Here is a 25,658-nt window from a genome sequence, read left to right as displayed (position 1 = left end):
TAACAGGCAAATGTCAATATGAAACATAAGTCAATCACAAAAGAAAAGCAAAAAAACTATCCTAACCAGCTTTTGGAGGATTTGCTTTTGAGACCGCTTTAGAATTTGGTACGGGGGTTCCTTTTATTCTTGCTAAGGCAACTATTGTTTCTTTACCATTTGGATCTAATTTTAAAGATCTCTCATAACATTCTATTGCTTTCTTTTTGTCCTTTAATGCTTCATAACAACAACCTAAATTATAAGTATATTTTGAATGATCTGGATCCATTAAAGTAGATTGTTCATACCATCCTAAAGCACTTCTATAATTTTTAAGACGAATAAATAACAGACCAACTCTAGCTAAATTGTCTGCAGTTGGTTCCATATTTGCCACTTCTTCACAAGCTGCAATAGCGTCAGGTATTTTACCCATTTTTGCATAAATTCTACCTTTTGCTTTTAAAACTTCCAATCTTAAAACAACAATGGTTTTAGGGATTTTATTAAGGTCAGCAATGGCTTTTTCATTCTCATTAAGTTTTTCAAATATTTTAGCTCGGCATAAATAAACATCATACTGATTCGGACTTTTATTTAATATGTCTGAAAACATATTAACAGCTTTAATCGGATGTCCATCTTGAATATAGAAATTAGCCAACTGCATTAAAGATTTAGTACTCTCAGGATTTTGTCTGCGTGCTTTTAAGCAATAATGCACACCTTTTTCTTTATTTCCTGAATTCCAAAGCATTTCAGCGTAACGTAAAAGTAAAGTTTCATCAGTTGGTTCATCATGCAAAGCAAGTTTCATTTGTTCAATAGCTTTGTCAAAATTACCAGGAGTCTTAATATTTTCAATATATATATCTGCCAATAACATTCTTCTATGAATTTGTTTACCATTAATCTTCAATTCTTTAACTAAAAAAGGAATAGCTTCTACTTTCTTTTTGTTACCTAATAAAATATCAGCACCTGCTGCGTAAGCAGGATAATACATGCTATTTATTTCTATAGCTTGATTAACTAACTCTAATGCATCTGTTATGTTACCTAACTTAGCTTCAGTTTGAGCTAATCCAATCAGAGATCTCGCAGTGGGTTTAAATTTTTCGTTAATAATTAAAAATTCTTTTTTAGCTTCAGCGTATTTTTCATTAAAAAAAAGGCTTTCAGCAAAACGAACTTTCTTAATATTTTCAGGTGGATTTTTGTACTTAGCATAGATAGACTCTGCCTTTTGAATTATATCTTGCGCTTCAAAAGGTTTTAAAATATAATCGCTCACTCCTAAATCAACACTGCGTACAATATCTTCTTTTGTAGCTTCACCAGAAATGAATAAAACAGGAATATCATTTTGCATTGCTCGTCCACGGATATATGCTAGGACTTCAAAACCATCACCTTGCGACATGTAAATATCAGTAATAACTAAATCAACTGCATGAGTTTTTAGCCAAGCAATTGCTTCTTTAGCGTTTCCAAAGTCTTCAACTTCATAATTCCCAGTTTTATCAAATATTCTGAATAGAGCTTTACGCATATTCAACTGGTCATCAATGACAACCACTCGAAGATGTTCTGATTTTCCATCAGGCATCGTAAGCTCCTTTATAAAAATTACAAATAAAATCGAAACTTCCAATTTTTATTTCGGTATTTGAAGATAAAAAATAATGTTTTAAATATTTTAGAAAACGTAAAAAAGAGGTAAAATATTAATAATTTCGAAATTTATAATTTTTCAAGAGATTTTTTCGTCAAAATTATGACTTCACATAACAAAAAAGAAATAATTAATAAATAATAAGTAAGTTCATTGTTTTTATTTGATTTTCCTTTAATTATTATTATTTTATATAAAGCATGTTTATATCCATATTTAGTAATGAAAAAATAGGGGAAATAAATTCTATTAGTAAAATTTTTTTTTTAATAACAAATATAATCTATTATTTTTGCGCTTTTTTTAGATCAAATTCTTTCTATTAAATTGAACGGATATTTTGATAAGTTTTGTTTATATTTTAAATTTTTATAACTCAATTTTTAATTTACAAAATTAATATAATTAAAATTTTAAAATAAATTTATAATTTTGAAAACTTTCTGGCTGGGTAATCATTTTATAATGATAAAAACACAGAGCATAAAAAAAAAATTAAAAATAATTTATGAAATAATATAATATTAAATATTTAATAATAAATTCAACATTATATAAAAAAGTAAAAATTTAAAATAGACTTCAATACTAGATCTATTTTCATCTCATAAAAATATTTTTGGTACGCTACTAAATTACTATAATTGCAAAATAAAACGAATCTTTACGAATATTTTTTTATGCTTTACAGTATTTTTAGTCAAACACTCATGATCCATTGCACTGAACTATTTTAATATTGCAAAATAATTCTGCATGAATGTTTGCTAATTTAATAATTCTTTTGGAGGTTACCATGAAATTTTCTTTGATTAGTAAACTTTCTTTAGTTGCAGTAGGATTTTGCTCATATTCTATTTATGCGCATGAATATTACAAAATTGAAGGTTCTCATGAAGTGATCATTCCAATTAAATCAAGCACAATGGAAGCTGACGGTGCATTTGATTTAGATAGATTAACAGGAGTGAAAAGAATTCATCTGTTAACAATTGTGCCTACTGAAGCTTTTAGAGAAAAAAATAGAAAAGCTCTTGCAAAAATGGAAGCAGATGGTGGTGAAAAAGACTATTCTGATGGAATCCAACCTTTCACAAATTCCGCAACATCTGTTGATTTAGGGATGGGAAAAGTACCTGTTCTTGACCAAGGTGCGCATGGTACTTGTGTTACTTTTGCAGCAACTGCAGCTTTAGATGCTAAATTAAAACTTGGTGATTATATCGATCAACAATGCATTCTAGCACTCAAAAAATTCCTTGGTGAAAATGTATGGAATGGTGCATATACAGCGGTTGAAATCCTTGAACCATTAAAAAAACATGGGATAATTCCAAAAGACCAATGCTTTGGCTCAAAATATGCAAATGTAAATCAAAAAGTTTCTGTTGCAAAATATGAATCAAGAAGTGACAAAAGTTACACTGGCCAAATTACATATCATTATACTGAAAAAGCTGATTTAGATGTAGTTAAAGCAACATTAAAAGCTGGTTATAGGGTAGCAATTGGAACTGGACTTTTAGACAACGATGGCGATCCTATTTCTGTAAATGGATTTGATGTTACAATGAAAGGCTCCAATAGATCCTACGATGGTGGTTTATGGGCATGTAAACAACCTGGCAATTCAACCAACTACTGTGCTGATCAAAAAGCTGGTCATGAAATTGTTATCTTTGGCTATGACGATAAACAACAATTATTGAAGATTAGAAATTCATGGGGTAGATCCGCTGGTGAAAATGGTAATTACTACATGACTTATGCATTCTTTAATGCAATGGTCGGCGACCATACAGAATTAAAGTAAAATTAATTCACTTTCTCCTCTTCTAGAGGAGATTTTTTTTATCTAAAGGAGATTTTTATGAAATGGCAACAAAAGGTATTTCTTTATGCGTCTCTATTTAGTTTGATAAGTTTTCAAAGTTTTGCTGCAGAAAATTCTATGTTTCAATTAGAGGGCACTAAAGAAACAACAATTATTGTTAAGAGCAAAACTTCATCTACAGCTAGAATTGAAAAAAAAATTAGACTTATGAAAATGACAGCTTCAAATGCTATGAAACTTAGAAATAAAAAAGTAATGGATAATTATTTTGATTTATATGAAGAAAAAGATTATTCTCAGGGAATTTCATCTTTCAGTGAAAACAGTAATGCAAAAGATCTTGGAATGAGTCTTGTCCCTGTTCTTGATCAAGGCAACTATGGAACTTGTGTTACTTTTTCCTCAACTGCAGCTTTAGATGCTAAATTAGCTAATTTATACCCTGATATACAAAATTATAGTCCAGACTTTATTGATCAACAATGTATATTATCTCTTAATAAATATTTGGGAAATAACTTTTGGAATGGAGCTGATAATCCAGGTCAGATTTTAGAACCTTTAAAAACTTATGGAATAGTTGAGAAAAATAATTGTAATGGGGTATTTTATTCTACACCTAGTTTCGCTATTTCTTCTGCGAACTATTCTAAAATAAGTAAAAAAGAATATACAAACCATATAAACTATAATTATCTCCAAAAAGCAGATTTAAACTCTTTAAAAGAAGCAATAGATAAAGGAAATAGGGTATTAATTGGATTTGCATTAGCAAATTATCCCGGTAATAAAATTTCTGTTAATGGTTTTGATTTAAATATAAATTTTACATCAACTTCAGGTGGTTTATGGGCATGTAAACAACCTGAAAGTGAAATTAACTATTGTCCTTCCGATGCAAAAGATGGTCATGAAGTTATAGTAATAGGCTATGATGATACTCAGCAATTACTCAAAATAAGAAATTCTTGGAGTGAAGGAGCTGGAGATAACGGAGATTTTTATATGACTTATACTTTTTTTGAAGCAATGGCAAAGGATCAAACTGAACTTTATTAGTTTAATTAACTTTAAATCCAACAGAACTCTATAAAATTCTTATTTTAAATAATCATTAAGAATCCGTTTTAATGCTTGATGAGAATGAATCATGGGTTCTGCATTTTCCTTATCCCAAATAGATCCAATTTTAAAATCATTGGTACTTTCTGGTAAAGGAACAAAACCACTTTGCCAAAACCAATTTAGTCGGCTTCTTGGATTTCCTAAAAGTTCAGCAGATGGTCTCCAATCACTATGTTTTTCAGCAAATTGATCAGGCGGATATCGCAATTGCAAAATTTTATATCTTTTTTTTACTACTGATTGTGGGGACCATATCTCTACACCAAGACAAGTTGCAGCTTTGGAGGGAGAAAGATTTTCTGCAGGCTGCGCAGAAGACCACTCACTTCCTATTTCCTCACATGGAGTTTTCCCTTTAGGAATTAATTCTAATCTTAACAGTTTTATTTCACTTGCTGCTCTTCTTCTAGGAACAAAAAGATTTTCATCATATTTCTCAAATTCTTCTTCTTTCATTCCATTATCTGCCTTTTTTGATTTATTAAGTTTTTAATATAAAGAACAAGTTCATCATTATTTTTGCTTTTTTTAGTATTATTTTCTAACAAACTATTCATAATATTTACAAGACTATAATATTTGTCATCAGAAAGAGAAGCATTAAATGAGAATACTTCTCTATTTTTTTGATCATCAGGAAACGTTTCTGGCATTTGAAACGTTGTCGCAACATCAGATAAAAAACTGTAATCAATTAAATTCGGACTAATTTTTTTAAATAAACATATCCCATATACTAAAGTAATAATAACATGAATATCCTTAGAGTATTTCCATGAAAATGCTTTAATAGCAGAAGAGGGATCGAATGAAAAAATCCATTCAAAAGGTTTTTTATAGACATAAGAAATTAATTCATCATCGATATTTTTACCTAGACTACATAAAACGCACTGTTTTAAAACAAAAGAAGAAAAATCATCTTCCTTTAATTTTAATCTTGAATTAGAAAATTTAAGCAATAAATTTAATATATCTTCTGTATATTTATGCCTACTTACTGAAGCTGGTAAAAATATTTTTTGAAACCCAGAAAGCAAAACACCTGATGTGGCATCTAATTCTGATAAAATATCTTCATTTAATGTTTTTTCATTAGCATTTTCCACTAGTAGACGAGTAATCCAATCCTGAAAATCACAAAATGATTCCAAACACCAGGTAGCAAGCGAATCTCTCCTAGAGTTCATTTTTTGAGTTATTGCCTGAAAAGCATCTAGGTTGCTTTTATTTTGATTTTGCTGGAGTTCATAGTAAATACGCCCATATTCTACTGCTAATATTGAATTTAAATGTTCCCATTCATCAACAAGTAAACAAATTTCACGTTGTATAGTTCTAATTCTAGCAAATAATTTTCTGTCATTAGTTTTTATATCAAATGTACTTAATTCACATACTTTAGAAACTGGTAAACATTTTGGTTCGTGATTACTAGTATCTAATCCAAATCGAATTCCATCTTCACTTAAAGAAACAGCAAAGTTAGTATTATTTTTTGTCAGGAACACAGAACCAAGTCCATCTATATCATAAAAATGAATAATAGCTCTAAATTGGTAGTTTCTATCATTTAATCCAAACCAATAATATAATGACAGATTAACTATTTTTTCTACTTCATTTAATATTTCAATAATTTCTTTTTCATTTTGTTCTGCTAAACCTTGCATTGAAAAAATATTTGTAAAGAAACTTACTAAACTTTCAGCAATTCTTTCAGACATTCTTTGCAATTCATAAGTTCTTTCAAATTTCTGATCATTCATCCCTCTATAATTTGACAAAAACTTTTTGAATTCTTTAATATGTGAAGGAGAAAGTAAATACTCTTCAAATTGGGGAAAATTTTTCTCAATTTCAGAAACAATATTTTTTAACAAATTTTTTGGCATTAATTTATTTTCCCTCTAATAAAGAAAGAAGATCTATTTCTAGATTTTCAAGTTCCTCATCATTATCTTCACCATTTTGAGACTTTATGAGAAGTTCTGTATAACTACTTAGCAACTGCTTTAATTTCATATATTCAATTGAAGATGAATCTATTTGTGAAAGATATCTTTTTGTTCTTAGTATTAAAGCATTTACAACATTTGTTGATTCAGTTAGTATGGGAGTTTTTTTATTCCCACCAAAAGGAAAAGAGAGAATATTTTTATCTTGTTTTGAGATTAAATCAGTATGCGAACCAATGTCTTCTGCAATTTGATCGCTATTTTCATCTTCTGGTTTAATAAATGGATTTATTTCTTCTGCAGCAATTGAGGTCCAACCTTTTACTTCGCCAGTCCTGCTATCAAATTGCGCTTTAGCTTCATTTTTAGTACCAAGTTGTCTAGCAAAAACTTGTACCATTCCATTTACATCATAAGTAAGTTGTATCTCACAACGCGTTCCTTTTGGACAAGGTTGTTCCAATTCAAATAAAAATGATCCAATTAATCTGTTTTCTCCAACTGTGTCGCCATCCCCCTGAACTACGACGACATGAACGGCATGTTGATTATTGTAAATTGTATTAAAAAACTCAGACCTTCTTGCAGGAAGTGCACTATTTCGATGTAAGATTGGTGCAACATGCAATAAATTTTGCAGTTCTTTGTTAAATTCTTCGATTCTTGCTCCTAACTTTCTGTGTAGTTCTTGCTCTGAAATTGGATAAGGTATTCCAAACTTTTTAGCTACTTGTTTAAAATTTTCATTGATAGATTCAGTATTTTCAACAACACCAATTCCCAAAGTATGACTGCAGACATCAACAAGAATGGTATCAGGTTGGATTCCTAAAATAATAGCCGCTTGCAATGCTGCTCCCCAACTCACAGCTAAATCTGGTTCTAACCTCGCATCGACGATACAATTAAAGTAATCTGAAAGCATTTTTCTGACTAAAGCTAAACGTGTACTACCACCAACTAATAAAATTCTTGAAATATATTTAGGATTTCTTTTCGCAGCATGCATAGCACTTTCTGTCAAATGCAAAGTTCTTTGGATAATTGGAATAACTAGAGTTTCAAAATCTTCTCTAGTCATTTGAAAAGAAATACTTGATCCTTTTCCATCTAAGTCAGGATGGGAAATGTCAACCAGACCTTCAGTCATAAAGGTTTTTTTAGCGTTTTCAGCAATGACAAGTAAATTTCTAAACATTTCGGAATCTTTTGCAGCTCTGCGAGCAAGTAATTGTGGATGCACTTTTGTCAAAAGAAAGCCTGCAACAGCTTCATCCACATCATCGCCACCTAAATGAATATCCCCATCACTACTCAATACATTAAAAATATACCCTTCCCTATCAACAATACTGACATCAAATGTTCCCCCACCCAAATCAAATACAGCTAGACTTTCTTTTTCTACAACCTTGTCTTCAGGCATCATACTATATGCGAGTGCAGCGGCGGTTGGTTCATTCACTATGCGCAATACTTTTATTCCAACTTTTTCAGCAGCAGCAATTGTTGAAAGTCGAGCAGCATCGTCGAAATGTGCTGGTACAGTAATAACAGCCCAAATGCCCCCATTTTTTTCTTTTTGCTCTTGTAATACAGGATGAGATACCAAATAATTTAAGACCAAAGACGCAATTTCTTCAGCAGAAAATATTTTTTCGTTTGAATAAAAATGCGTTAAGTTTTTCCCCATCGTCCTTTTTGTACTTTTGATTACTTCAATTGGCTCTGACTCTAATTTTGCTTTAGCCTCAGAACCCACTAACAGTTTATCATTTTTATTATCATAATAAACCATTGATGGAACTAAAAAACTATCTCCATATTTTAAAGTTACAGGTTGTGAATCTCCCATAGAGTAAACAGAAACTACTGAATTGGTTGTTCCTAAATCAATACCAATAGCTGCAACTGAATTTGGGATTTTATGAATTTCTTGAACATTATAAACTGATTGATTGTTTATATCTTTACTTTTTTTCTTGAACTGCAAAACATTCATATATTAGACTCCAAACTTTGCGTCTTTTATAGCCGCAGGAATGTCTATTTGATAGACTTTGATTACTATGGCATATTGCAGATTGCAAACCGGTGTCGCCGGAATAGTTACTATTTATTTTAGAGATTGGTTTTTAATATATGCTTAAAACTCGTTTAATAACCGCAGCAATTTTTTCAGGAATAATAATATATATTTTAAGTTTTTCGCCTCTTCATCTTTTTTATCCACTTTTTGTATTGATCACTTTTGTTGCTATTTTTCTCTCAGGCACTGAATTTGCCGCACTGAGATGGAATATCATGGATGGCTCTTCCATTACGTTAGAACAAAAACGACCAAAACTCAAGCCAAAGCATTTTGCTATTGGATTTTCATATGCTTTTTTAATTCTAACATTTTCAATTTCAAGCATTATTTTTAAAAATAATCCAGAAAAAATCCTTATATTACCTATAAGTTGGACTTTTCTTTGTTTCTTTGTTTCTGCAGCCCTGATTTACAGAAGAGCGACTGATATTCATACAGCTTCTAACAAGCTTCTAAATGTCATTGCTGGTTTTATTTACTTAGCTTTACCTGCTGCCTGTCTGACAAAGCTTAGTTTGATAGATTTTGATGGTCCTTATCGGAGTGCTCAATTATATTTTTGTTTAGCAACTATTTTAATGGGAGATACGGGTGCCTATTTTATTGGAACTCGTTTTGGAAAACATAAACTTATACCAAAAGTCTCCCCGAAAAAAAGCGTTGAAGGTTCAATAGGAGGTCTTGTTTTTAGTGGATTGACCGCTTTTCTATTGAACTATTTCTTTCAGCTTCCCTTTCCAGCTTGGTATGCCATTTTAATGGGAATTTGTATGGGTATTGCCGGACAAATAGGGGATTTATTAGAAAGTGCTTTCAAAAGAGCAGGAGGTTTTAAAGACAGTGGAAACTTATTACCTGGTCATGGCGGTTTTCTGGATAGAATTGATTCTTTAATTTTAGGAATACCTGTCGCATTTCTTTTTTTCTCCCTCTATCATTGATTTGACACCCCCAGTTACTTTTCCATTTTATACTCCACCCATTATCCGAAACAATCTTAGCTCAGCTTAAAGTTTTTTTTGGATGATGATATGAGTGAAGAATTTGAAAACCGAAGAGACACACGTAGATGTGTTTATTTGGGAGAAGGAATAAAAGTTTATATAAAAGATTTAGATGAAGTTCGCTCTATTCATGGTGAGATAACAGATATTTCTCCATGGGGTTGCAATATTTATATTGCAGATCAAAAACTTGCTACTTATCCTAAAAAAGGCGACACAATTAAAATATTTTATAACACAAGAGAAAAAAAGACTTTTACCTGTAAAGGAAGAGTTGCATATGTAATCTCAAAATTAATTGATGACATAAAATATTTACGTTATGGAATTGAAATTATAAATGAATACATAACAAAACCAGAAGTTGCAAATATAAAATATTATGATATTCCAGATATTTTTACACCACATTGCTGGTGTGATGATGCATTTTTTTTTCAAGAAAAAATTATTTTTAAAGTAAAAAGTTTGCACTCTAATGGAATGGTTTTATTAACATCAGCTAGAAACAAAACTCTCCTACCAAATTTAGAATTACAATTAAAAGTAAGCATACCTGCGTTAGATGAATTTATAGTGAATACTAAAATTGCTCAGGTAACTAATTCAACAAAAGCAAATGAAAAAGATAAATACTATGTTCATGTTAATTTTGAAAATAAAAATACAAAATTTCTCCAAGTTTTTGTTGAATATGTTTTATTTTGTGGAGTTGAAGTAACACCTAAAGAACTAAGAGAAAATAACTTGCCTGTAGATATCATTGAAAATAGTTTATCACATTACTATGCAATGGATAAATTTGATTTAGAAAAAGTTTATGAATTAAGAAAAATTGGTTTATTTGAAGAAATTCCTAAAATAATATCAGAAAGCGTAGTGGAAAATGAAAGTAGTCAGAATGATGATCCGTACAGAGATAAATTTGATGAATACTCTAGACAATTAATTTGCAAAGTTGGAAAAAAAGCTGTTGCGTGTTTGAGAATCATTTATAATCATCAAAATCAAGAGAAAACGGAATTAAACGAATTTTGTGAAAGTATACCCGATTGGTTATCTACAAAAAAATTTGTTGAAGTGTCACGCTTTGCTTGGGATAAAGATTATCGAGAAAGTGATGTTTTTATAAATATGATTAGACAAGTTGTAAGAATAGTTATTGAATCTGGTCATACACATATCGTAACAAGTTCACCTGAGCCTTTAAAGCCACTTTATACAAAAGTAGGTTTTCAAGCACTAGAAATTCCTTGGAAAGAAAAATACTCTGACATAAAAAAGAAAGAAACACTTTTATTTCTTGATGCTAAAGGAATTCTAGCAGGTGAAATAGTTATAGAAAAATTTATTTGGAATAAAATATACTCTAGAGTTGCAAATTATTTAGGAATATCAATGAAGGAATAATTATTTATTATTTAATTTATATATAGCAGGAATTACTGATTTTAATTTATGTTTATTTCCAATCATCGCCTCGGAATGTCCTATAAAAAGATAACCATCTTTTGTCAAACAAGATGCTAACTTTTCCACCGTATCTTCCACTACTTTTTGTGGGAAATATATCAATACATTTCGACAAAATATTAAATCAAATTTGTAAGGAAATTTATATACTTCACTCTTTAAATTAAATTTAAAAAAATCTATCATATTTCTATAATTCTCTTTTACTTGATACGAATCCGCAGGTATTTTACTAGACTCTTCAAAATATTTTAAGATAAGATCTGAGGAAATATGTTCACTAATTTCTTTTTTATATATCCCTAATTTAGCCTTTTCTAGCACCTGTGTATTTAAATCTGTTGCTTGAATTTTAATAGAAATATTTTTTGATCTACTGAAATATTCATTAAGTATCATTAATATTGTATAAGGTTCTTCACCACTGCTAGAAGCTGCACACCAAACTTTTATATCTTTCCGCTTTTCTTTTAGTAAATTTTCTTCAATCTTTGGAAGATTTTGTTTTAAAAATTGAAAGTGCTCTTTTTCTCTAAAAAAATGTGTGGTGTTAGTAGTTAAAACTTCCAAAAATTCATTTGTTACTTCATTACTTCCAATTTCTATAAGACTTATTAATTCTTTATAAGAAGAACAATTATATTTTTTTAAAACTTTATGAAGTCTATTTGACATTAAAGAAAAGTTTTTTTCACTAGGATCCATGAAAATCCCAGTTCTGTCTAATAGAATTTTTGATAAACTATTAAACCCAGCTTCATCTGAAATTAACTCATCAAAAGTAAGATTGTTTTGTTGAGGTGCTTTAGGCATTTTTTCCCTCGATAGCATTCTCTCCAAAGAAAATTATAACTTAATCACAGAAACTTTTCGGTGTAATTATGATTAAAAATAATGCCATGTCGGAAACCTAACACAAAAAAATCTGTCATATTTCTTATTTAAATGTAACATATATAAAATACTATTTCTTTGGAGTATAATTATGAGCTGCTTAAAGGAAAATCTTATCCTTGTAGTGGACGATGAGCCTGATTTAAGAGAAATGCTTGTCTCTGAACTTCAATCTCTAGAAGCAAAAACATTAGAAGCTGGAAATGGGAAAGAAGGTATTAAAATTGTTCAAAGCGAAAAAATTGATCTTATTATTAGTGATATTAGAATGCCTGGAGGAAATGGGATTGAGTTATTGGATGAAACAAAAAAAATAAATTTGCAAAAACCAAAATTTTTGTTCATCACTGCGTTTTCTGATTATACAAGAGAAGAAATTCATGCTCATGGAGCAGAAGGACTCGTTTCTAAACCATTTGATTTACCAAGTTTAATCGAAAATTTAGAATGGCTTTGTACTGATTTAAAAGAAAAATACTTAAAAAAACCAGCTCAACCAACTTCGTCGCAAATAAAAGTAACAGCCAACAATACTAGTGAATTTCTATTGGGTCGAGGTGGTGCTTTGATGCACACAGGGTCAAAATTGTTAGAAGCCGCTGAGTTTGTTGATTTTGAAATTCATTTTCCAGATGGGACTATAGTATCGGGAAAAGGTGAAGTTCTTTGGAATGGGAATGCTCAAGATGGTGAAAACTATTGCGCAGGCATTGAATTTAAGTATTTTTCGCCAGATTGTTTAAATTATGCAATAAAATTATTAGAAAATTGCAAGTCAATTGCCTATGTTCCAGAGAGAACAAAAAAAGTAGAATGAAACTTGTTACTTTTTAGAAGATAAGGAATGAACGTATTCCGCTAAATCTTTTCTATCTTTTTCATTAGGAACTTGAGCTTTAAAACTAGCCATTCCCGTTCCAGGTACTCCCTTTTCTATAACTTCCATAATATATTTAACCGGAGGTAGGTTAGCTTTATTATTTTTGAATTTCCCTTCAGCTAAATTTGTCGCTTTCATAGCTTGTCCTGAAGGGGTATCAGCTTTACCTGTGGCACCGTGACAAAGCGCACAAGTAGCAGATTCATAAAACTTTTTACCATTTGCGAGTTGCTCAGCACTTGCACCACTTCCTTTTGCAGGTGCTGCAGTAGCTGTTTCTGTTTCAAGCATGCTTGATGTTGTATTTACTGCAGTTTCAGATGATTTATCAGCTGATTTATTCATTTTAATTAAATCATAACGATAAACGACTATAAATACGACAAGCAGAGTTACTAAAAAAGATACTAGTAATACCTTTGTAGGAGCCTTCATTTTTTCCTCCAATGAAAATAGAATCCAAAAATAAATATTGCTATCTTACTCGACAATATAAAAAAAAATTTAATCTTGAATAAGACATAAAAAATTACACTTGTAAAAATAATAAACCAAATAAAACAAAAAGAAAATGCTATCCATAAATTTAAATGTTACATTTTCTTTAATCAAAACAATCTATTTTATTGCAGCTTTTATACTTGCTTCTAACTGCTGAGGATTGGCTTCTAAGATTTTTCCATTTAAATAGAAAGTTGGTGTCCCTTTAAAACCAGTTGAACTATTAAATTCATTTTGTACTTTTTGGATATATTCATTAGGTTCATTAGAATTTAAGCATTCTGTAAATGCTTTCAAGTCAAGATTTGATTGTTTTGCTACATTGATAGCTTCATCCATAAACTGTTTTGTAGGATCATTGCCAGTAGGGTTTGCCTTCGAAAAAGGGACTTGAAAAGCATTTGTATGATAATCCCAAAAAGATTTTTCGCTTTGTTTAGTTGCACAAAATGCCCCCTTAGCCAACGCACCACTCAATCCTTGTGGAGCTAAAGGATAAGAAATATGCACAAATTTTACTTTATCAGCGAATTCTTTAGCAATTTTTTCTATGATAGGCTCCGACTCTCTACAATGTGCACATAAATAATCCGCTACCTCAACAAAAACTAAATTAGCATTTTTATTTCCTCTGGAAGGATAACCATCTAAATTTAATTTTACTGATGGAGAAGTTGGAGGATTTAATAAAACTTTAATTCTTCCACCAGCTTCCAGCTCTTGTATTTTGCGCAAAACAATTTCCGAAGCTTTTTGTTGTGACATTTGCATTTGTAGTTGAGCTTTTATTTTATCAAAAGGTTGGCCACCAAACACGCCTGCACCCATTTGAGCAATAATTTTTTCATAGTACTGCTTTGCTTCCTGTTCTGATACAGGTGGAATATTTAATAATTCTTCTAATTTAGGAAGTTCAGTAGTACTAACGGCTTTTCCTGCATCATTTGCTAATGCAATGCGCAGAGCTGTTTGGGAAGCGAAGTTTTTTTCCGCATTATAAATGTTATTTTGCAATGTGTAATAATCCATTCCTGAATCACCTGGTAACATTCCTGAATCCCAAGTTTTACCATCAACAACAACAAATGGTTTTCCTAAATTTGCAGATAAATCAACAGCTTTTTTTGCTTTTTGCGCTAGCATAACCCCAGTGGTTGCCAAAGCTCCTAAAATAATCCCACCAATAAAAAAACCAATTATTTTAACGTTGCTAGATTTGCTATCTTGCATATTTTCTCTCCATAATAGACATGAACGGAAACATTTAAATCCTCAACTATAATTCAATATCCTCAGAATCATCAAGCTCTGAGTGTAAGGTAATTAATCTCAGCGGAGAAATTTCTTTAATAATTTTTGCAGCAGAAAGAGGTACGATATAAAATTCATCAACCTCATCAAGAGGCCGCCCAATTCCTAATTTACCACGGGCAAGCATTTCTCGTTGCCAAGGCGTGACTAATACTTTACGTACATATTTATCTTCCGCAAAATAATACGGCTCTGAAGCATTAGGCGAATTGAGACAATTGCTATTTAATATTTGTCTTGCTCTGTATATCAATTCTCTTTGTTGAACCATTAAATCACGTTGTTTATTTAATTCTTTATCAATTTCTTTCTGCTTATTTTTTTCAATTTCAATTTTTTCAAGTTCTGCTTTTTTTTCCGCTTCAATAGTGTCCGCAAGTTGTTTATTTTTCTTGGAATCATGTTCTTGTTTGCGGTTTGAGGCTTCTACTTTTTGTGCTTGTTTTTTGGAAACCAATCCTGCCTTTAAAAGTTGATCCCTTAAGCTCATATTTATTCCTCCCTTACCCTTTCATCCTTCTCCCGACTTTTATGAATTGTCAATTTATCTTAAGGTTTGGAAAATAGAAATGTATCAAAAATGAGGCATTTTTTAGAAGTTATCCACATTGAAAGTGGATAACTTAAGGAAGAACAAATGACTTATTCTTAAAAATAAATAACTTCAAAGGTATGCCATTTTATAGAGCAATATTTAGATCGATTTTAATAATAACCTCAAAAATACGAAACAAGTTTTAATTTCTGAGCAAAACTTACTTGCATTCAGGACTATTTTAAGGGGTTTTGGGATGAAGATAAAAATGATTCCATTGAATCATCCAATGTGTCTATCCAAGGGGTATGGTGGTAGAAAGAATAATTACCTGTTATTACTGAACAATAAATTTGATCCCGAAATGTCATAATATTTTCTTTTTTATGCTTTTTCCAAAGAAAAAAATTAGCATTCACTTTATCTGTATCCAGTTTAGGATAATCTGTTAATGAAATAAGCTCTTTAACATAATCCCCTTGAAAGACTATCTCATCAAAATGATTTTTTAAATTTTCTTCTTTTGTTAACCACTTGTTATTTTCAAGAAGTTGCTCTTGCAAAGAAGGTAACGAAAACTTTCCAAGAATAAAATCTCGCGCTAGCCATGCTTGAGCATCAAACATATTGAATGTGTAATATTGGTCTTGCATTCCTAAATATATTAATTTAGGATTTTCAAACCAAAATATTCCTTTATATAAATGATTTGGCCATAATCTATTTTTGGTTTTTAACTGTAAATTTTCTGCTAGAAATGGAAAATGGTGCTTATAGCCTGTACATAAAATAATTGCATCTATTTTTTTTGATGTCCCATCTTTAAAATATGCAATATTTAATTCTACTTTATCGAGCATAGGTTTTTCTTCCCAATTGTTTGGAAAGTTAAAGCCCATAGGTTTGGTTCTATAGCATGAAGTAATACTTTTGGCTCCATATTTATAACACTGTGAGCCTATATCTTCAGCTGAATAGCTGCTACCTACTATCAAAATATCTTTATCTTTAAATTCTAAGGCATCACGAAAATCATGCGCATGCAATATTCTTCCATTAAACTTATTCATACCAGAAAAAATTGGATAATTTGGAAAAGAATAATGTCCAGAAGCTACAATTACATAATCAAATACCTCAATTTGCTCTATATCTCTTTTTAAATTTCGATACCTTAAAATAAATTTTTTTGTTTCGTTATTAAATTCTACATTTTTTACAGGACACTGAAATTTTATCCATTTTTTAACGCCTGACTTTTCTACTCTTCCTTGAATATAATCAAACAGAACCTCTCTAGGTGGATAAGAAGGAATTTGTCTTCCAAAGTGTTCTTCAAAAGTGTAATCAGCAAACTCAAGGCATTCTTTGGGTCCATTTGACCATAAATAACGATACATACTACCGTGAACTGGTTCTCCATCTCTATCAACCCCAGTTTCCCAAGTATAATTCCACAGCCCTCCCCAATTTTTTTGTTTTTCAAAACAAACAATTTCAGGGATAGGAAGCCCTTTTTGTTCAAGTGCTGCAAAAGAACGCAGTTGAGCGCAGCCTGACGGACCAGCGCCTATAATAGCAACTCGAATTTTCATATAAAACCTCATTAATATTTAAATATTTGTTCATTAAATATAATAAATAAGATGAATTTTTAAATTAGAAGAAAAGATATAGCATTTTTTACTAACAGCAAATATACTACAACTCTTTTTCTAATTTCTCAACTAAGTTACTAGTATTTTTATATTTTCTCTAAATTAAAAATGTCTTTACAAATGCGGGAAAGAAGAAATATACCCATTAGGTCAATTGGAATTGATTCAAGCCTTTTTTGTGAATCAAGCACAATTTAATAGCCCAGACAGTTTATTACAGATAACTATTATTAGTTAAATTATTGGAGATTCACTTGAAAAAAAGAGAAAAAGAACAAGAAAAAATAAAACAACATGGTGAACACAGAAAAATTCCTAAACCAAGAAAAAACTTAGAAATGAAAATATGTGGCCTCCATGCTTGCAAAATGTTATTTAACAAACGACCTCAAGATCTTATTCGCGTCTATATCACAGAAAATATGTTGAAAGAAATGAATAAGGTTCTAAAATATTGTGCAGAAAAAAAATTAGCTTATCGCATTTTAACCGAAGACGAAATGCTAAAAGTTTCTGAATCAAATCATCATGAAGGAGTTTGTTTTTTAATCCGCCGGACGCCTTCTATTAGCTATGAAGATTTTCTTAAAAATGAAGAACATATTAAAAATACAAATTGTATTGTTGCGCTCGAAAATGTTCAAAACCCTCATAATCTAGGCGCTGTCATGCGTGTATGTGCAAATTTTGGAATAAATGCCATACTAGTATCACACGCGGACGCAGCATTATCTGGAGCAGCTTATCGGACATCTGAAGGTGGAGCTGAATTTATAAAAATAATTACAGCAGATAATTTTAACAAAGCCCTAGAAAAATTTAAGTCATTTGATTATAAGATTATACTGACCTCTAGTCATAAAGGTACAAATCTATTTAATGAAAAAATTCCAAAAAAATTAGTATTTGTTTTTGGTTCAGAAAACTCAGGTATAACAGAAGCTCTGCTTAATAATGGGGATAAAATTATCCAGATTCCAAGTTCAGGTAATGTTGAAAGTTTAAATATTGCATGTGCATCAAGTGTTATTCTTGCTGAATATTGGCGAAATCATAAAAAATAATTAAATAAATTAAAATAGCATTATTATGTTACCAATTATATTGGTAACTTTGATATACTGATAATTAGCAAAAAATTAAAAATAAAACTTTTCTTTTGTCAAAAAAATGATATCTTATACATTGTAGTTCCTTTTTGTTTAGTTAAATATTTCAATATCTATGTTATTCAATTTTAATATTAAAGGATATGTTATGTTAAGCAATAGACTTACAATCGATGAATTATCTGAATTAATGAATGGAAATGGAAAAAGTGACTACGAAATTTATTTAAAAACAAAAGATCTTTTGTCACTGCAAACAAAATACAATGAACTTTGCAATGCAGATGAAATTCACTTCCAACTAGTACATCAAGCTGAAGAACTATTTTTTAAATCTTTAAATTTTTCACTACTTGAAATAAATAAATATTTACTAGAAAAAAATTATCAAAGAATTATTAGCAATTTTAAACGCGCTCACAAAGCACAAGAGTGTTTACTAAAAACAATTGAAATTCTTCATTCTATGTCACCTAGGGAATATCAAGATATTCGTTTAAAGTTAGGAAACGGAAGCGGACAAGATTCCCCAGGATTTAAATCGTTTTTAAAAATTGCACCAACTTTATGGCTATCATTTAAAGAGCATTTTAGTATACATGATATTAATGATTTTGAAAAAATATATCATACTGAATATGTCCATAATGATGTTTATTTAATCTGTGAATGTTTTCTTGAATTAGATGATCTTTACAACAAATTCCTCTATTTTCATATGAAATTAATTGGTAGAAGTATTGGCTTACAAGCGCACTCAATGAAAGGGAATGTTGTCACAAATCTTACAAATAGAATTGCCCGTTCACTATTCCCAGAATTATGGGAAATTCGTTCAAAAATGACCTCTGAATGGGGAACTCAATATGGAATTGTAAGGGATAGTTTAAGCTCACAAAAAATCGTATAAAAATATTAGGTTCTAAAAATGCACACTTTATTAAACCAATTTCTAAAACCAAATGGTCTTTATTTTCTTAATCATTCTATGGGGTGTCTAAATAAAAATCAAGAAAGTGTAAAAGAACAATACTTTAATACTTGGAAAAATTATGGTGGAAAATCTTGGAATGAATGGTTGCCCTATTTAGATATATTTCATAAAAAATTGGCTGAGATAACTTTTAGTAAACCCATTCATTTTTGTTTTCAAGGAAATAATTCTTTAGCACTTTTAAAAATTATTCAGACAATACCAAAAGATAAAAAGCGAAAAAAAATTATTATTAGTGACTTAGAATATCCTTCTATGCAATTTATATTTAACTTTCTTCCTAAAGAGTATTATGATTTAACTTTAATTAAAAGTAAAAATGGGAGAACAGAAAAGGAACAGTGGCTAGAAAAAATAGATGATAATACTTTATTATTATTTGTATCACATGTGACATATGGTAACTCATTCAAGCATCCCATTGATGAAATTGCCAAAAAATGTAAAGAGCTTGATGTTATATCAATTTTAGATCTTGCTCAATCTATAGGTATTATTCCAATTAATTTAGGAAAATCTAATTTTGACTTTGCTATTGGATCTTGTGTTAAATGGTTATGTGGTGGAACAGGTGCAGGATTTATTTGGTCCAATGAAAATGTTTTAAGAAAAATACAACCTACAGCGTTTGGTTGGTTTGGAATGGAAAATATATTTGCTGAAAATATTAATGAATTTAAGCTAAGTACAAATACCAAACAGTTTATGGATGGCACTCCGTGTATTTTACCTTTAATGTTAGCAGTTGAAAGTATAAAATTATTAAGTGAAATTGGGATTGAGAATATTTTACTTAAAAATCAGGAATATATTTCAAACTTATATGACTTTATCGAAAAAAATACTGAATTTAAAATTTTGTCTCCAAAAAATAATGAAGAGAGAGGCGGGACTTTTGTTTTTACTACTCCAAATGATGAAAAGTTTTTAAATTATTTAAATCAAGAAAAAGTTTTTGTGGATAAAAAAAACAATTTTGGTATTAGATTTTCACCACATATTTACAATACTTGGGAAGAAATAAATAAATTTAAAGAAATTGTTGAAAATTTTAAATTTTAATTATTTGATATATCTTTAAAATAATTTAACTTTCCAAAATTTTGCAGGTTGATGAAAATCAGCTTTCAGATTTTCATCCTTAATTTTTTTCATATTTTTGAAATGTAAATTTTTCTCTTGTTTCCAAGCAGGTGATAAATAATATTTTGCATATCCCAAGCTTAAAGCACATTGAAAATAAATATAATTTTGTTGATCACTTATTACTTTTTTTAAATTATTATATGTAAAACTCATCCCAAAAACATACCTTAAATCTTTGTCATTATGAAAATGAATACACATCTCATTTATAATTAAAGAATCCCATAATTTTTCGTTAGGTTTTGTATTTTGTGCCGACCTTTTTCGAATACCATCAAATTCAAGAGCAATCCATTCTCCGTTTGGGGTTATTTCAAATTCTAAGTAAGATGTTTTTGGTTTCTCTGGATGTGCAAAGAATATTTCACTTACACTGTATTTCCAAAGTTCATCAATAAATTTATGATTCTTTTTTTGATATTTTTCTGGAGCAGGTATTGAAAATATTTTATTTGGATTATCTATTGTAAATGTTTTCCATTGCAAAAAAGGTTTATTAGGATTTCTTTTTGCAGCTTCAAAACTAATTAACTGACAAATACTTACAAATACATCAGGGCGACCAGCAAAAGGAGTTTGAAAATATTCAAAAAAAGGCGCTTCATAGAGAATTTTTGGAAATTCATTATTTGAGTAAAAAAGTTTAGTAACAAAATTGTTCGGGTAATAAAAAAGTCCTACCCACTTTTTACCATTTGCATCTTCATAACTTGGGCCTAATTTTTCCATCCCACATTTTTGATACATTTCTTTCTGAAATAAACCTACAGGCTGAACTTCTAACTCTAAAACAGCTTGCAACTCTTTTTTTGCTTTATTTCGCATTATTGCAGTTAATTCTAGCATATCATTTGTTTTTGCACTACCCATATTCCAAACAAAATTTGCATGATATTGACTAACTTCTGCAGCTCCCACTTTCAAACCTTTTAAACCTAATTCATCAAAAATTTGCCCGCTTGGTTTCCCAACAGAATAATTATTTTTAAATGTTGAACCACAACTTGGTAAATAAAAATGTTTTTTTCTGTGTCTATCTTCTTCACAATCATACATATGTTTTAAAAGTTTTTCAGCTGCTGACTTATTTGGAAAATATAATCTTACACCTACAACAATTTCAGGCTTGTTCATTAATGTTGTTAATTTATATCCTTGAAAAATCTCTTCTACTGTATAAAATTTTATATATCCGTATTGATCGATAGTAATTACATTTTTTACAATTTGAGATATTTCACCACCATAGCAACGCGCATTCATTCTTACTGATGCACCAACTTGCCCAGGCATTCTAAACATCCAAGAAGCACCAGCTCTATTTGCAACCAAACATATTTCAGCAATTTCTGTATTTGTAACTCCACCTTCAACAAATAAATATTCATCTGTTTCCCAAAACCAATGATTTAATTTTTCTAAAGATAGAATAACACCAGAAAAATTTTCATCAGAATATACCGAATTGCTCCCTGATCCTAAAATTGAGCAAGGTAACTGTTGAGAATGGCACCATAATATTGTTTCTTGAATTTCATATAAATTTGATGGAGTAGAAAAATAACGAGCAATACCTCCCATTTTATAATAGGTCTTTTCTTTAATACTTTGATTTTCTATAAAGTAATTCGGAATATTTTTTTGCATTTTATTTACCAAGAACTTGTTTCACTTCTTCTTCATTACAATATTTTGGGCCGCCTACATAATTAACTATTGCATTAATTTCTTTTGCAATAGAAATATATGAAAAATTTAATTTTTCTAGTGCTTCGCAAATTTCTAAAAATAAAATTTCTGTTTGCTTTTCTAATTGAGTTAAGCTTTGGTGGTAATTACTATTGTCATATTTTGCATATAAATCCCCAACATTCCAATTTTCAGGTGGTATATGTCCTAATTGAGTTTCTATAAGTTTTAGTTCCATAATTTTATTTTTAATATTTTCGGGTATTTTATTTTCCTCTTTTTTATCTACCATTCTAAATTTTCCTCAACTTTATTAATCACAAAATATCTTTGATAAATACTTTTAGACATTCTAACTTTAAATATACCTTCATCTTGTGTCCATTTTGCTTCTAATACACGAGTATGCGAATAAATTAATGACAACATTTTAGAATCTTCATAATGTACATTAAATACTTTTTCTACCATATTTTGCGCAAGAAACTGCACAATAGTTTCTCTAAATTTTTTTATATCCTCTTCTTTTTGACTAGAAATACAAATACTTTTTGGGTAACTACGCATTAATATTCTAGCCAACTGCGGCTCACCTTTAATGGCATCTATTTTATTAAAAATGATTATTTTTGGAACCTCAGATGCTCCTACTTGGCGGAGAACCTCATCAGTTACCTTAATATGTTCCTTATAAGACTTATTAGAAATATCCACAATATGCAAGATAAGATCTGCCTTGCAGGCCTCTTCTAAAGTACTTCGAAAACTCGCTACTAATCCATGTGGTAAATTTCTAATAAAACCAACTGTATCAGTGATTAGAATATTCATGTTATTTGTTCCACGAATTTTTCTTACACTTGAATCCAGTGTTTCAAACAATGAGTCTTTGGCGGACAAATGACTTTCAGTTAATGCATTCATTAAAGTTGTTTTCCCTGCATTGGTATACCCAACTAAAACTACATTCCATTCATCTAACCTGTTTTTTCTTTGTGTTTCTCTTTCTTTTTGAATTTTTTCTAAATCTTTTTTTAAGGAAGCAATTTTATCTTTCATGCGTCTTCTATCAATTTCAAGTTGAGTCTCACCAGAGCCTTTCACTCTTCCTCCAACTCCACCACCGCCTCTTTGTCTTTCCCAAGCAATCCAAGCGTTGGATAAGCGAGGAGCCATATACTCCAAGTGAGCAATTTCAACTTGAGTTCTTGATTCTTTTGAACGCGCATTTTTTTTGAAAATCTGCAGAATAATACTTGTTCTATCAAGTACAGGTTTATTTATTAAATTTTCTAAATTCCTGACCTGTGTTGGAGATAATTCTTGATCAAAAGTAACATAATCAATTTGTAATATTTGACAAGATTTTTTTATTTCTTCTGCTTTTCCTAAACCTATATATGTGGCTGGGACAGGTTTATTTTTCTTCTGAACTGAAACTCCCAAACATTCATCTCCAAGAGTTCTTACAAGAGCACCTAATTCTTGCAGACTTTCTTGAATTTCAACAGGATTGTCTTCAGGTAATTCTAAGCTAACTAGATAAGCCTTCATCCCAACTATATCACGATTTTCTAGTTGTATTCTTGCTTTTTCTAATTCTAGAGTTTTTTCTATATCAATATTTGTTTTATTCAACGATTTTCCTCAATAAATTTGGTTATGTCTTTAATTTCTTCGCTAGAAATTGTATGCCCCATGTTACTATAAATTTTGTTTCTTAACCGTTTCACACCCAAATCTTTTAATGAATCCAACATATCATAATATGTTACTGGAAAAATTACTTGATCTTGGTTGCCATGAAGAACAAGCATAGGTGTTTCAATAACTTTACCTGCATAAGCATTTTTAATCGCATGCGCTTGAAAAATAAAACCACTTAATGCCAAAATTCCAGCGAGTTTTTCTTTTGTTTTTAATCCGCAGTGAATAGCTAATGCAGCTCCTTGTGAAAAACCTAACAGAAAAACTTTTGAAAAATCTAGTTTACAGACTTCAATAGCTTCATAGATTAATTGCAATATGAGTTCTTCTGAATTTCTTCTTTCTTCAGTTGGGTCGTTAAATAGCGGAAACCATTGTGCTCCGTCAAATCCCATAGGATAATTCTTTGGACCTTGAGGAAAAAGCCAAAGAACGTTTTGCACATTTATTTCATTTGCCAAAGAAGAAAAATTTGCAGCATTATCGCCAAAACCATGTAAACAAATAATAATATTTTTAATATCATCACCTCTAATGTTCGATACAACTTTGAGAGGACTATTTAATTGAATAGTTTTCTTACCTTTAGCATTTATTGAATTTGATTGTATTGACATTCTGTCTCCATTAGGTGAATTTGACATTTAATAATGTCCTTTATGGCAATATACTCATTTTTAGATCACAGCAAAACACTAGAGGCAAATCTTATAATGATTCGATTTCTGGCTTTTATTCTTTGCAGGATTTTCTTCAAAAGAATTTGTATTTCAGGAACACCTTATACAGGTGGAAGTTCAATATGGGCTTCAAATCATTCTAGTGGCATTGTTGATCCAGCTGTGATGTTAGGTTTAGCTCCCGTGCGAATCAGACCTCTTGCCAAGCATACTCTTTGGGACATTCCCGTAATGCGCCAATTTCTAAAATTAACTAGAGCAATCCCTGTAACTCGTTTGCAAGATATCAAAAAAGATATTCAAGCCCAAAAAGAAATGTTGGAACAAGGTAATTTTGAAGCTGACTGGCGTGCAAAAGCAAATAATGAGGCCTTTCAAAAAGTGGGAGATGCATTATTGGAAGGAGATAGCATTCTTATTTTTCCCGAAGGCGTTAGTCATGATGAACCTTTCATTTTCCAATTAAAAACAGGTTTGGCGCGTATGGCTTTACAAGCAATGAGCCGGAGCAAAGATGAAAATTTTACTGTAGTCGTTCAACCTGCCGTAATTGATTATTCGGAAAAAGATGAATTTCGTAGTGAGTTGTATTTGCATTTCTGTGAACCTGTAGTCATTACATCTAGTGATTTTTCTGTAAAAGATATAATGGATGGAGTAAGAGAATCCTTAGAATCTGGTTTTGCTAGTTTTTTTAGCTGGGATGAAAAAAGAAATTGGCGCTTTTTATTTGAACTGGCATATGGAAGAAGCCCATCTTCCGCAAGAGAATTTAGAATTTTTGTTGAGCAGAACCGTCCTAATTTTGATTCTGACCCAATTATTATGGCTAAAATTCAAACAATGCGCAGAATGATGCAAGCTGTGAATGTTTCTCCAGCACAACTTGTCTGGGGGGATAATAATTATAAAAAGAGAAACTTCTTTTGGGTGATGATAAGACATGGCTGGTTTTATCTTTTTGTATCTTTTCCTATAGAAACACTAGGAACGTTAGTTTGGGTATTACCAGCAAAAATTTGTGAAAGACTTGCAAAGAAAAGCACTTCCGACAGAGATGTGCGTGCTACTATGAAAATTGCGCATGGAATGTGGTTTTTTCCCCTTTGGGCGTTTCTCATGTCCTCTATTTTTACTTACTTTGCAGGTGGCTATTTACCTCATATCAATAAAATCGTATTATGGGTTGCTTTCCTTATCTTAACTCCAACATTTCTTGCGTTAAGTTTGATAGTCCAAGAAAGCATTAATTTTTTCCCAGGCTTTTTACGCTTAGCAAAACTGCGTTTTTTCTTTCCTAGAGGTTGGTATGAACTCATGAAAGAATGGAGAGAAATTTCAGACGGGGTAATGCAAAAAATAAAAGACTCTGAAGAACAAAATTTAAAAAATAAATCTCTCAATAAATAGG

At 30.5% G+C, this 25,658-nt stretch carries 22 protein-coding genes; 9 read left to right on the top strand and 13 right to left on the bottom strand.

Annotation, left to right across the window (positions count from 1 at the left end; all coding sequences use genetic code 11):
- Window positions 1–61 precede the first annotated feature (61 nt).
- On the bottom strand, window positions 62–1,591 hold the full coding sequence (locus GOY08_RS02415; RefSeq protein WP_158996968.1) for a tetratricopeptide repeat protein: 1,530 nt from the start codon (window positions 1,589–1,591) through the stop codon (window positions 62–64).
- Between the two features lie 862 nt (window positions 1,592–2,453).
- Here GOY08_RS02415 and GOY08_RS02410 point away from each other — a divergent pair.
- Entirely contained in the window at window positions 2,454–3,470 is a 1,017-nt protein-coding gene (locus GOY08_RS02410) for a C1 family peptidase (RefSeq protein WP_158996967.1), read from the top strand.
- Between the two features lie 57 nt (window positions 3,471–3,527).
- Window positions 3,528–4,550: a C1 family peptidase gene (locus tag GOY08_RS02405; protein ID WP_158996966.1), complete on the top strand. Its 1,023-nt coding sequence runs from the start codon at window positions 3,528–3,530 to the stop codon at window positions 4,548–4,550.
- A 39-nt stretch (window positions 4,551–4,589) separates the two neighbouring features.
- On the opposite strand, the gene GOY08_RS02400 is transcribed toward GOY08_RS02405, so the two are convergent.
- From GOY08_RS02400 to GOY08_RS02390, 3 genes are read right to left on the bottom strand one after another with little or no spacing between them, the layout of a single operon-like run.
- A complete protein-coding gene (locus GOY08_RS02400; protein WP_158996965.1) occupies window positions 4,590–5,072 on the bottom strand; it encodes a hypothetical protein in 483 nt (160 codons plus the stop codon).
- Entirely contained in the window at window positions 5,069–6,511 is a 1,443-nt protein-coding gene (locus GOY08_RS02395; protein WP_158996964.1) for a hypothetical protein, read from the bottom strand. Before GOY08_RS02395 ends, GOY08_RS02400 begins: the two co-directional genes overlap by 4 nt.
- 4 nt (window positions 6,512–6,515) lie before the next feature.
- Window positions 6,516–8,576 (bottom strand): Hsp70 family protein, encoded by a 2,061-nt coding sequence (locus GOY08_RS02390; protein WP_158996963.1) that lies wholly within the window; start codon window positions 8,574–8,576, stop codon window positions 6,516–6,518.
- A 140-nt stretch (window positions 8,577–8,716) separates the two neighbouring features.
- Between GOY08_RS02390 and GOY08_RS02385 the strand changes: the two genes are divergently transcribed.
- The gene (locus GOY08_RS02385) at window positions 8,717–9,607 is read left to right on the top strand and encodes a phosphatidate cytidylyltransferase (RefSeq protein WP_158996962.1); all 891 of its coding nucleotides are present in this window, start codon (window positions 8,717–8,719) and stop codon (window positions 9,605–9,607) included.
- Window positions 9,608–9,697: 90 nt separating this feature from the next.
- The gene (locus GOY08_RS02380) at window positions 9,698–11,080 is read left to right on the top strand and encodes a GNAT family N-acyltransferase (RefSeq protein ID WP_158996961.1); all 1,383 of its coding nucleotides are present in this window, start codon (window positions 9,698–9,700) and stop codon (window positions 11,078–11,080) included.
- Here the strand turns inward: GOY08_RS02380 and GOY08_RS02375 are convergent, their stop codons facing one another.
- A complete protein-coding gene (locus GOY08_RS02375) occupies window positions 11,081–11,956 on the bottom strand; it encodes a CheR family methyltransferase (RefSeq protein ID WP_158996960.1) in 876 nt (291 codons plus the stop codon).
- A gap of 172 nt (window positions 11,957–12,128) precedes the next feature.
- On the opposite strand from GOY08_RS02375, the gene GOY08_RS02370 reads away from it, so the two are divergent.
- Window positions 12,129–12,854 carry a response regulator gene (locus tag GOY08_RS02370; protein ID WP_158996959.1) on the top strand — a complete coding sequence of 242 codons (726 nt, stop codon included), beginning with the start codon at window positions 12,129–12,131 and terminating at the stop codon, window positions 12,852–12,854.
- 6 nt (window positions 12,855–12,860) lie between these two features.
- On the opposite strand, the gene GOY08_RS02365 is transcribed toward GOY08_RS02370, so the two are convergent.
- The 4 genes from GOY08_RS02365 to GOY08_RS02350 form a co-directional block, all read right to left on the bottom strand.
- Window positions 12,861–13,352, bottom strand: a complete 492-nt coding sequence (locus GOY08_RS02365; protein ID WP_158996958.1) for a c-type cytochrome — start codon at window positions 13,350–13,352, stop codon at window positions 12,861–12,863.
- Between the two features lie 183 nt (window positions 13,353–13,535).
- Window positions 13,536–14,648 (bottom strand): thioredoxin domain-containing protein, encoded by a 1,113-nt coding sequence (locus tag GOY08_RS02360; protein ID WP_158996957.1) that lies wholly within the window; start codon window positions 14,646–14,648, stop codon window positions 13,536–13,538.
- Between the two features lie 46 nt (window positions 14,649–14,694).
- Window positions 14,695–15,219, bottom strand: coding sequence for a DUF2058 family protein (locus GOY08_RS02355; protein WP_158996956.1), 525 nt, complete (start codon window positions 15,217–15,219; stop codon window positions 14,695–14,697).
- Between the two features lie 281 nt (window positions 15,220–15,500).
- Window positions 15,501–16,859: an NAD(P)-binding domain-containing protein gene (locus GOY08_RS02350; RefSeq protein ID WP_158996955.1), complete on the bottom strand. Its 1,359-nt coding sequence runs from the start codon at window positions 16,857–16,859 to the stop codon at window positions 15,501–15,503.
- A 317-nt stretch (window positions 16,860–17,176) separates the two neighbouring features.
- Here GOY08_RS02350 and GOY08_RS02345 point away from each other — a divergent pair, with 317 nt between their 5' ends.
- From GOY08_RS02345 to GOY08_RS02335, 3 genes are all read left to right on the top strand, one after another.
- Window positions 17,177–17,986 carry a tRNA/rRNA methyltransferase gene (locus GOY08_RS02345; RefSeq protein ID WP_158996954.1) on the top strand — a complete coding sequence of 270 codons (810 nt, stop codon included), beginning with the start codon at window positions 17,177–17,179 and terminating at the stop codon, window positions 17,984–17,986.
- A 193-nt stretch (window positions 17,987–18,179) separates the two neighbouring features.
- Window positions 18,180–18,941 (top strand): tryptophan 2,3-dioxygenase family protein, encoded by a 762-nt coding sequence (locus GOY08_RS02340; RefSeq protein ID WP_158996953.1) that lies wholly within the window; start codon window positions 18,180–18,182, stop codon window positions 18,939–18,941.
- 18 nt (window positions 18,942–18,959) lie between these two features.
- Window positions 18,960–20,087 carry an aminotransferase class V-fold PLP-dependent enzyme gene (locus GOY08_RS02335; protein ID WP_158996952.1) on the top strand — a complete coding sequence of 376 codons (1,128 nt, stop codon included), beginning with the start codon at window positions 18,960–18,962 and terminating at the stop codon, window positions 20,085–20,087.
- A 15-nt stretch (window positions 20,088–20,102) separates the two neighbouring features.
- Here GOY08_RS02335 and murB read toward each other — a convergent pair whose 3' ends face one another.
- The 4 genes from murB to GOY08_RS02315 are packed head-to-tail and all read right to left on the bottom strand — an operon-like array spanning window position 20,103 to window position 24,184.
- Window positions 20,103–21,818, bottom strand: a complete 1,716-nt coding sequence (gene murB / locus GOY08_RS02330; RefSeq protein ID WP_158996951.1) for a UDP-N-acetylmuramate dehydrogenase — start codon at window positions 21,816–21,818, stop codon at window positions 20,103–20,105.
- 1 nt (window position 21,819) lies between these two features.
- On the bottom strand, window positions 21,820–22,152 hold the full coding sequence (locus tag GOY08_RS02325) for a hypothetical protein (RefSeq protein WP_158996950.1): 333 nt from the start codon (window positions 22,150–22,152) through the stop codon (window positions 21,820–21,822).
- Window positions 22,146–23,498 carry a GTPase HflX gene (hflX, locus tag GOY08_RS02320; protein WP_158996949.1) on the bottom strand — a complete coding sequence of 451 codons (1,353 nt, stop codon included), beginning with the start codon at window positions 23,496–23,498 and terminating at the stop codon, window positions 22,146–22,148. The genes GOY08_RS02325 and hflX overlap by 7 nt, the downstream gene beginning before the upstream one ends.
- On the bottom strand, window positions 23,495–24,184 hold the full coding sequence (locus tag GOY08_RS02315) for an alpha/beta hydrolase (RefSeq protein ID WP_158996948.1): 690 nt from the start codon (window positions 24,182–24,184) through the stop codon (window positions 23,495–23,497). Before GOY08_RS02315 ends, hflX begins: the two co-directional genes overlap by 4 nt.
- A gap of 96 nt (window positions 24,185–24,280) precedes the next feature.
- Between GOY08_RS02315 and GOY08_RS02310 the strand changes: the two genes are divergently transcribed.
- Window positions 24,281–25,657 carry a 1-acyl-sn-glycerol-3-phosphate acyltransferase gene (locus GOY08_RS02310; protein ID WP_158996947.1) on the top strand — a complete coding sequence of 459 codons (1,377 nt, stop codon included), beginning with the start codon at window positions 24,281–24,283 and terminating at the stop codon, window positions 25,655–25,657.
- Window position 25,658: the final 1 nt, after the last annotated feature.

The sequence above is a fragment of the Pigmentibacter ruber genome, assembly GCF_009792895.1.
Lineage (GTDB): Bacteria > Bdellovibrionota_B > Oligoflexia > Silvanigrellales > Silvanigrellaceae > Silvanigrella > Silvanigrella rubra.
Note: the sequence above shows the minus strand (reverse complement) of the source record. Positions and strands in the feature narration are given on the sequence as shown.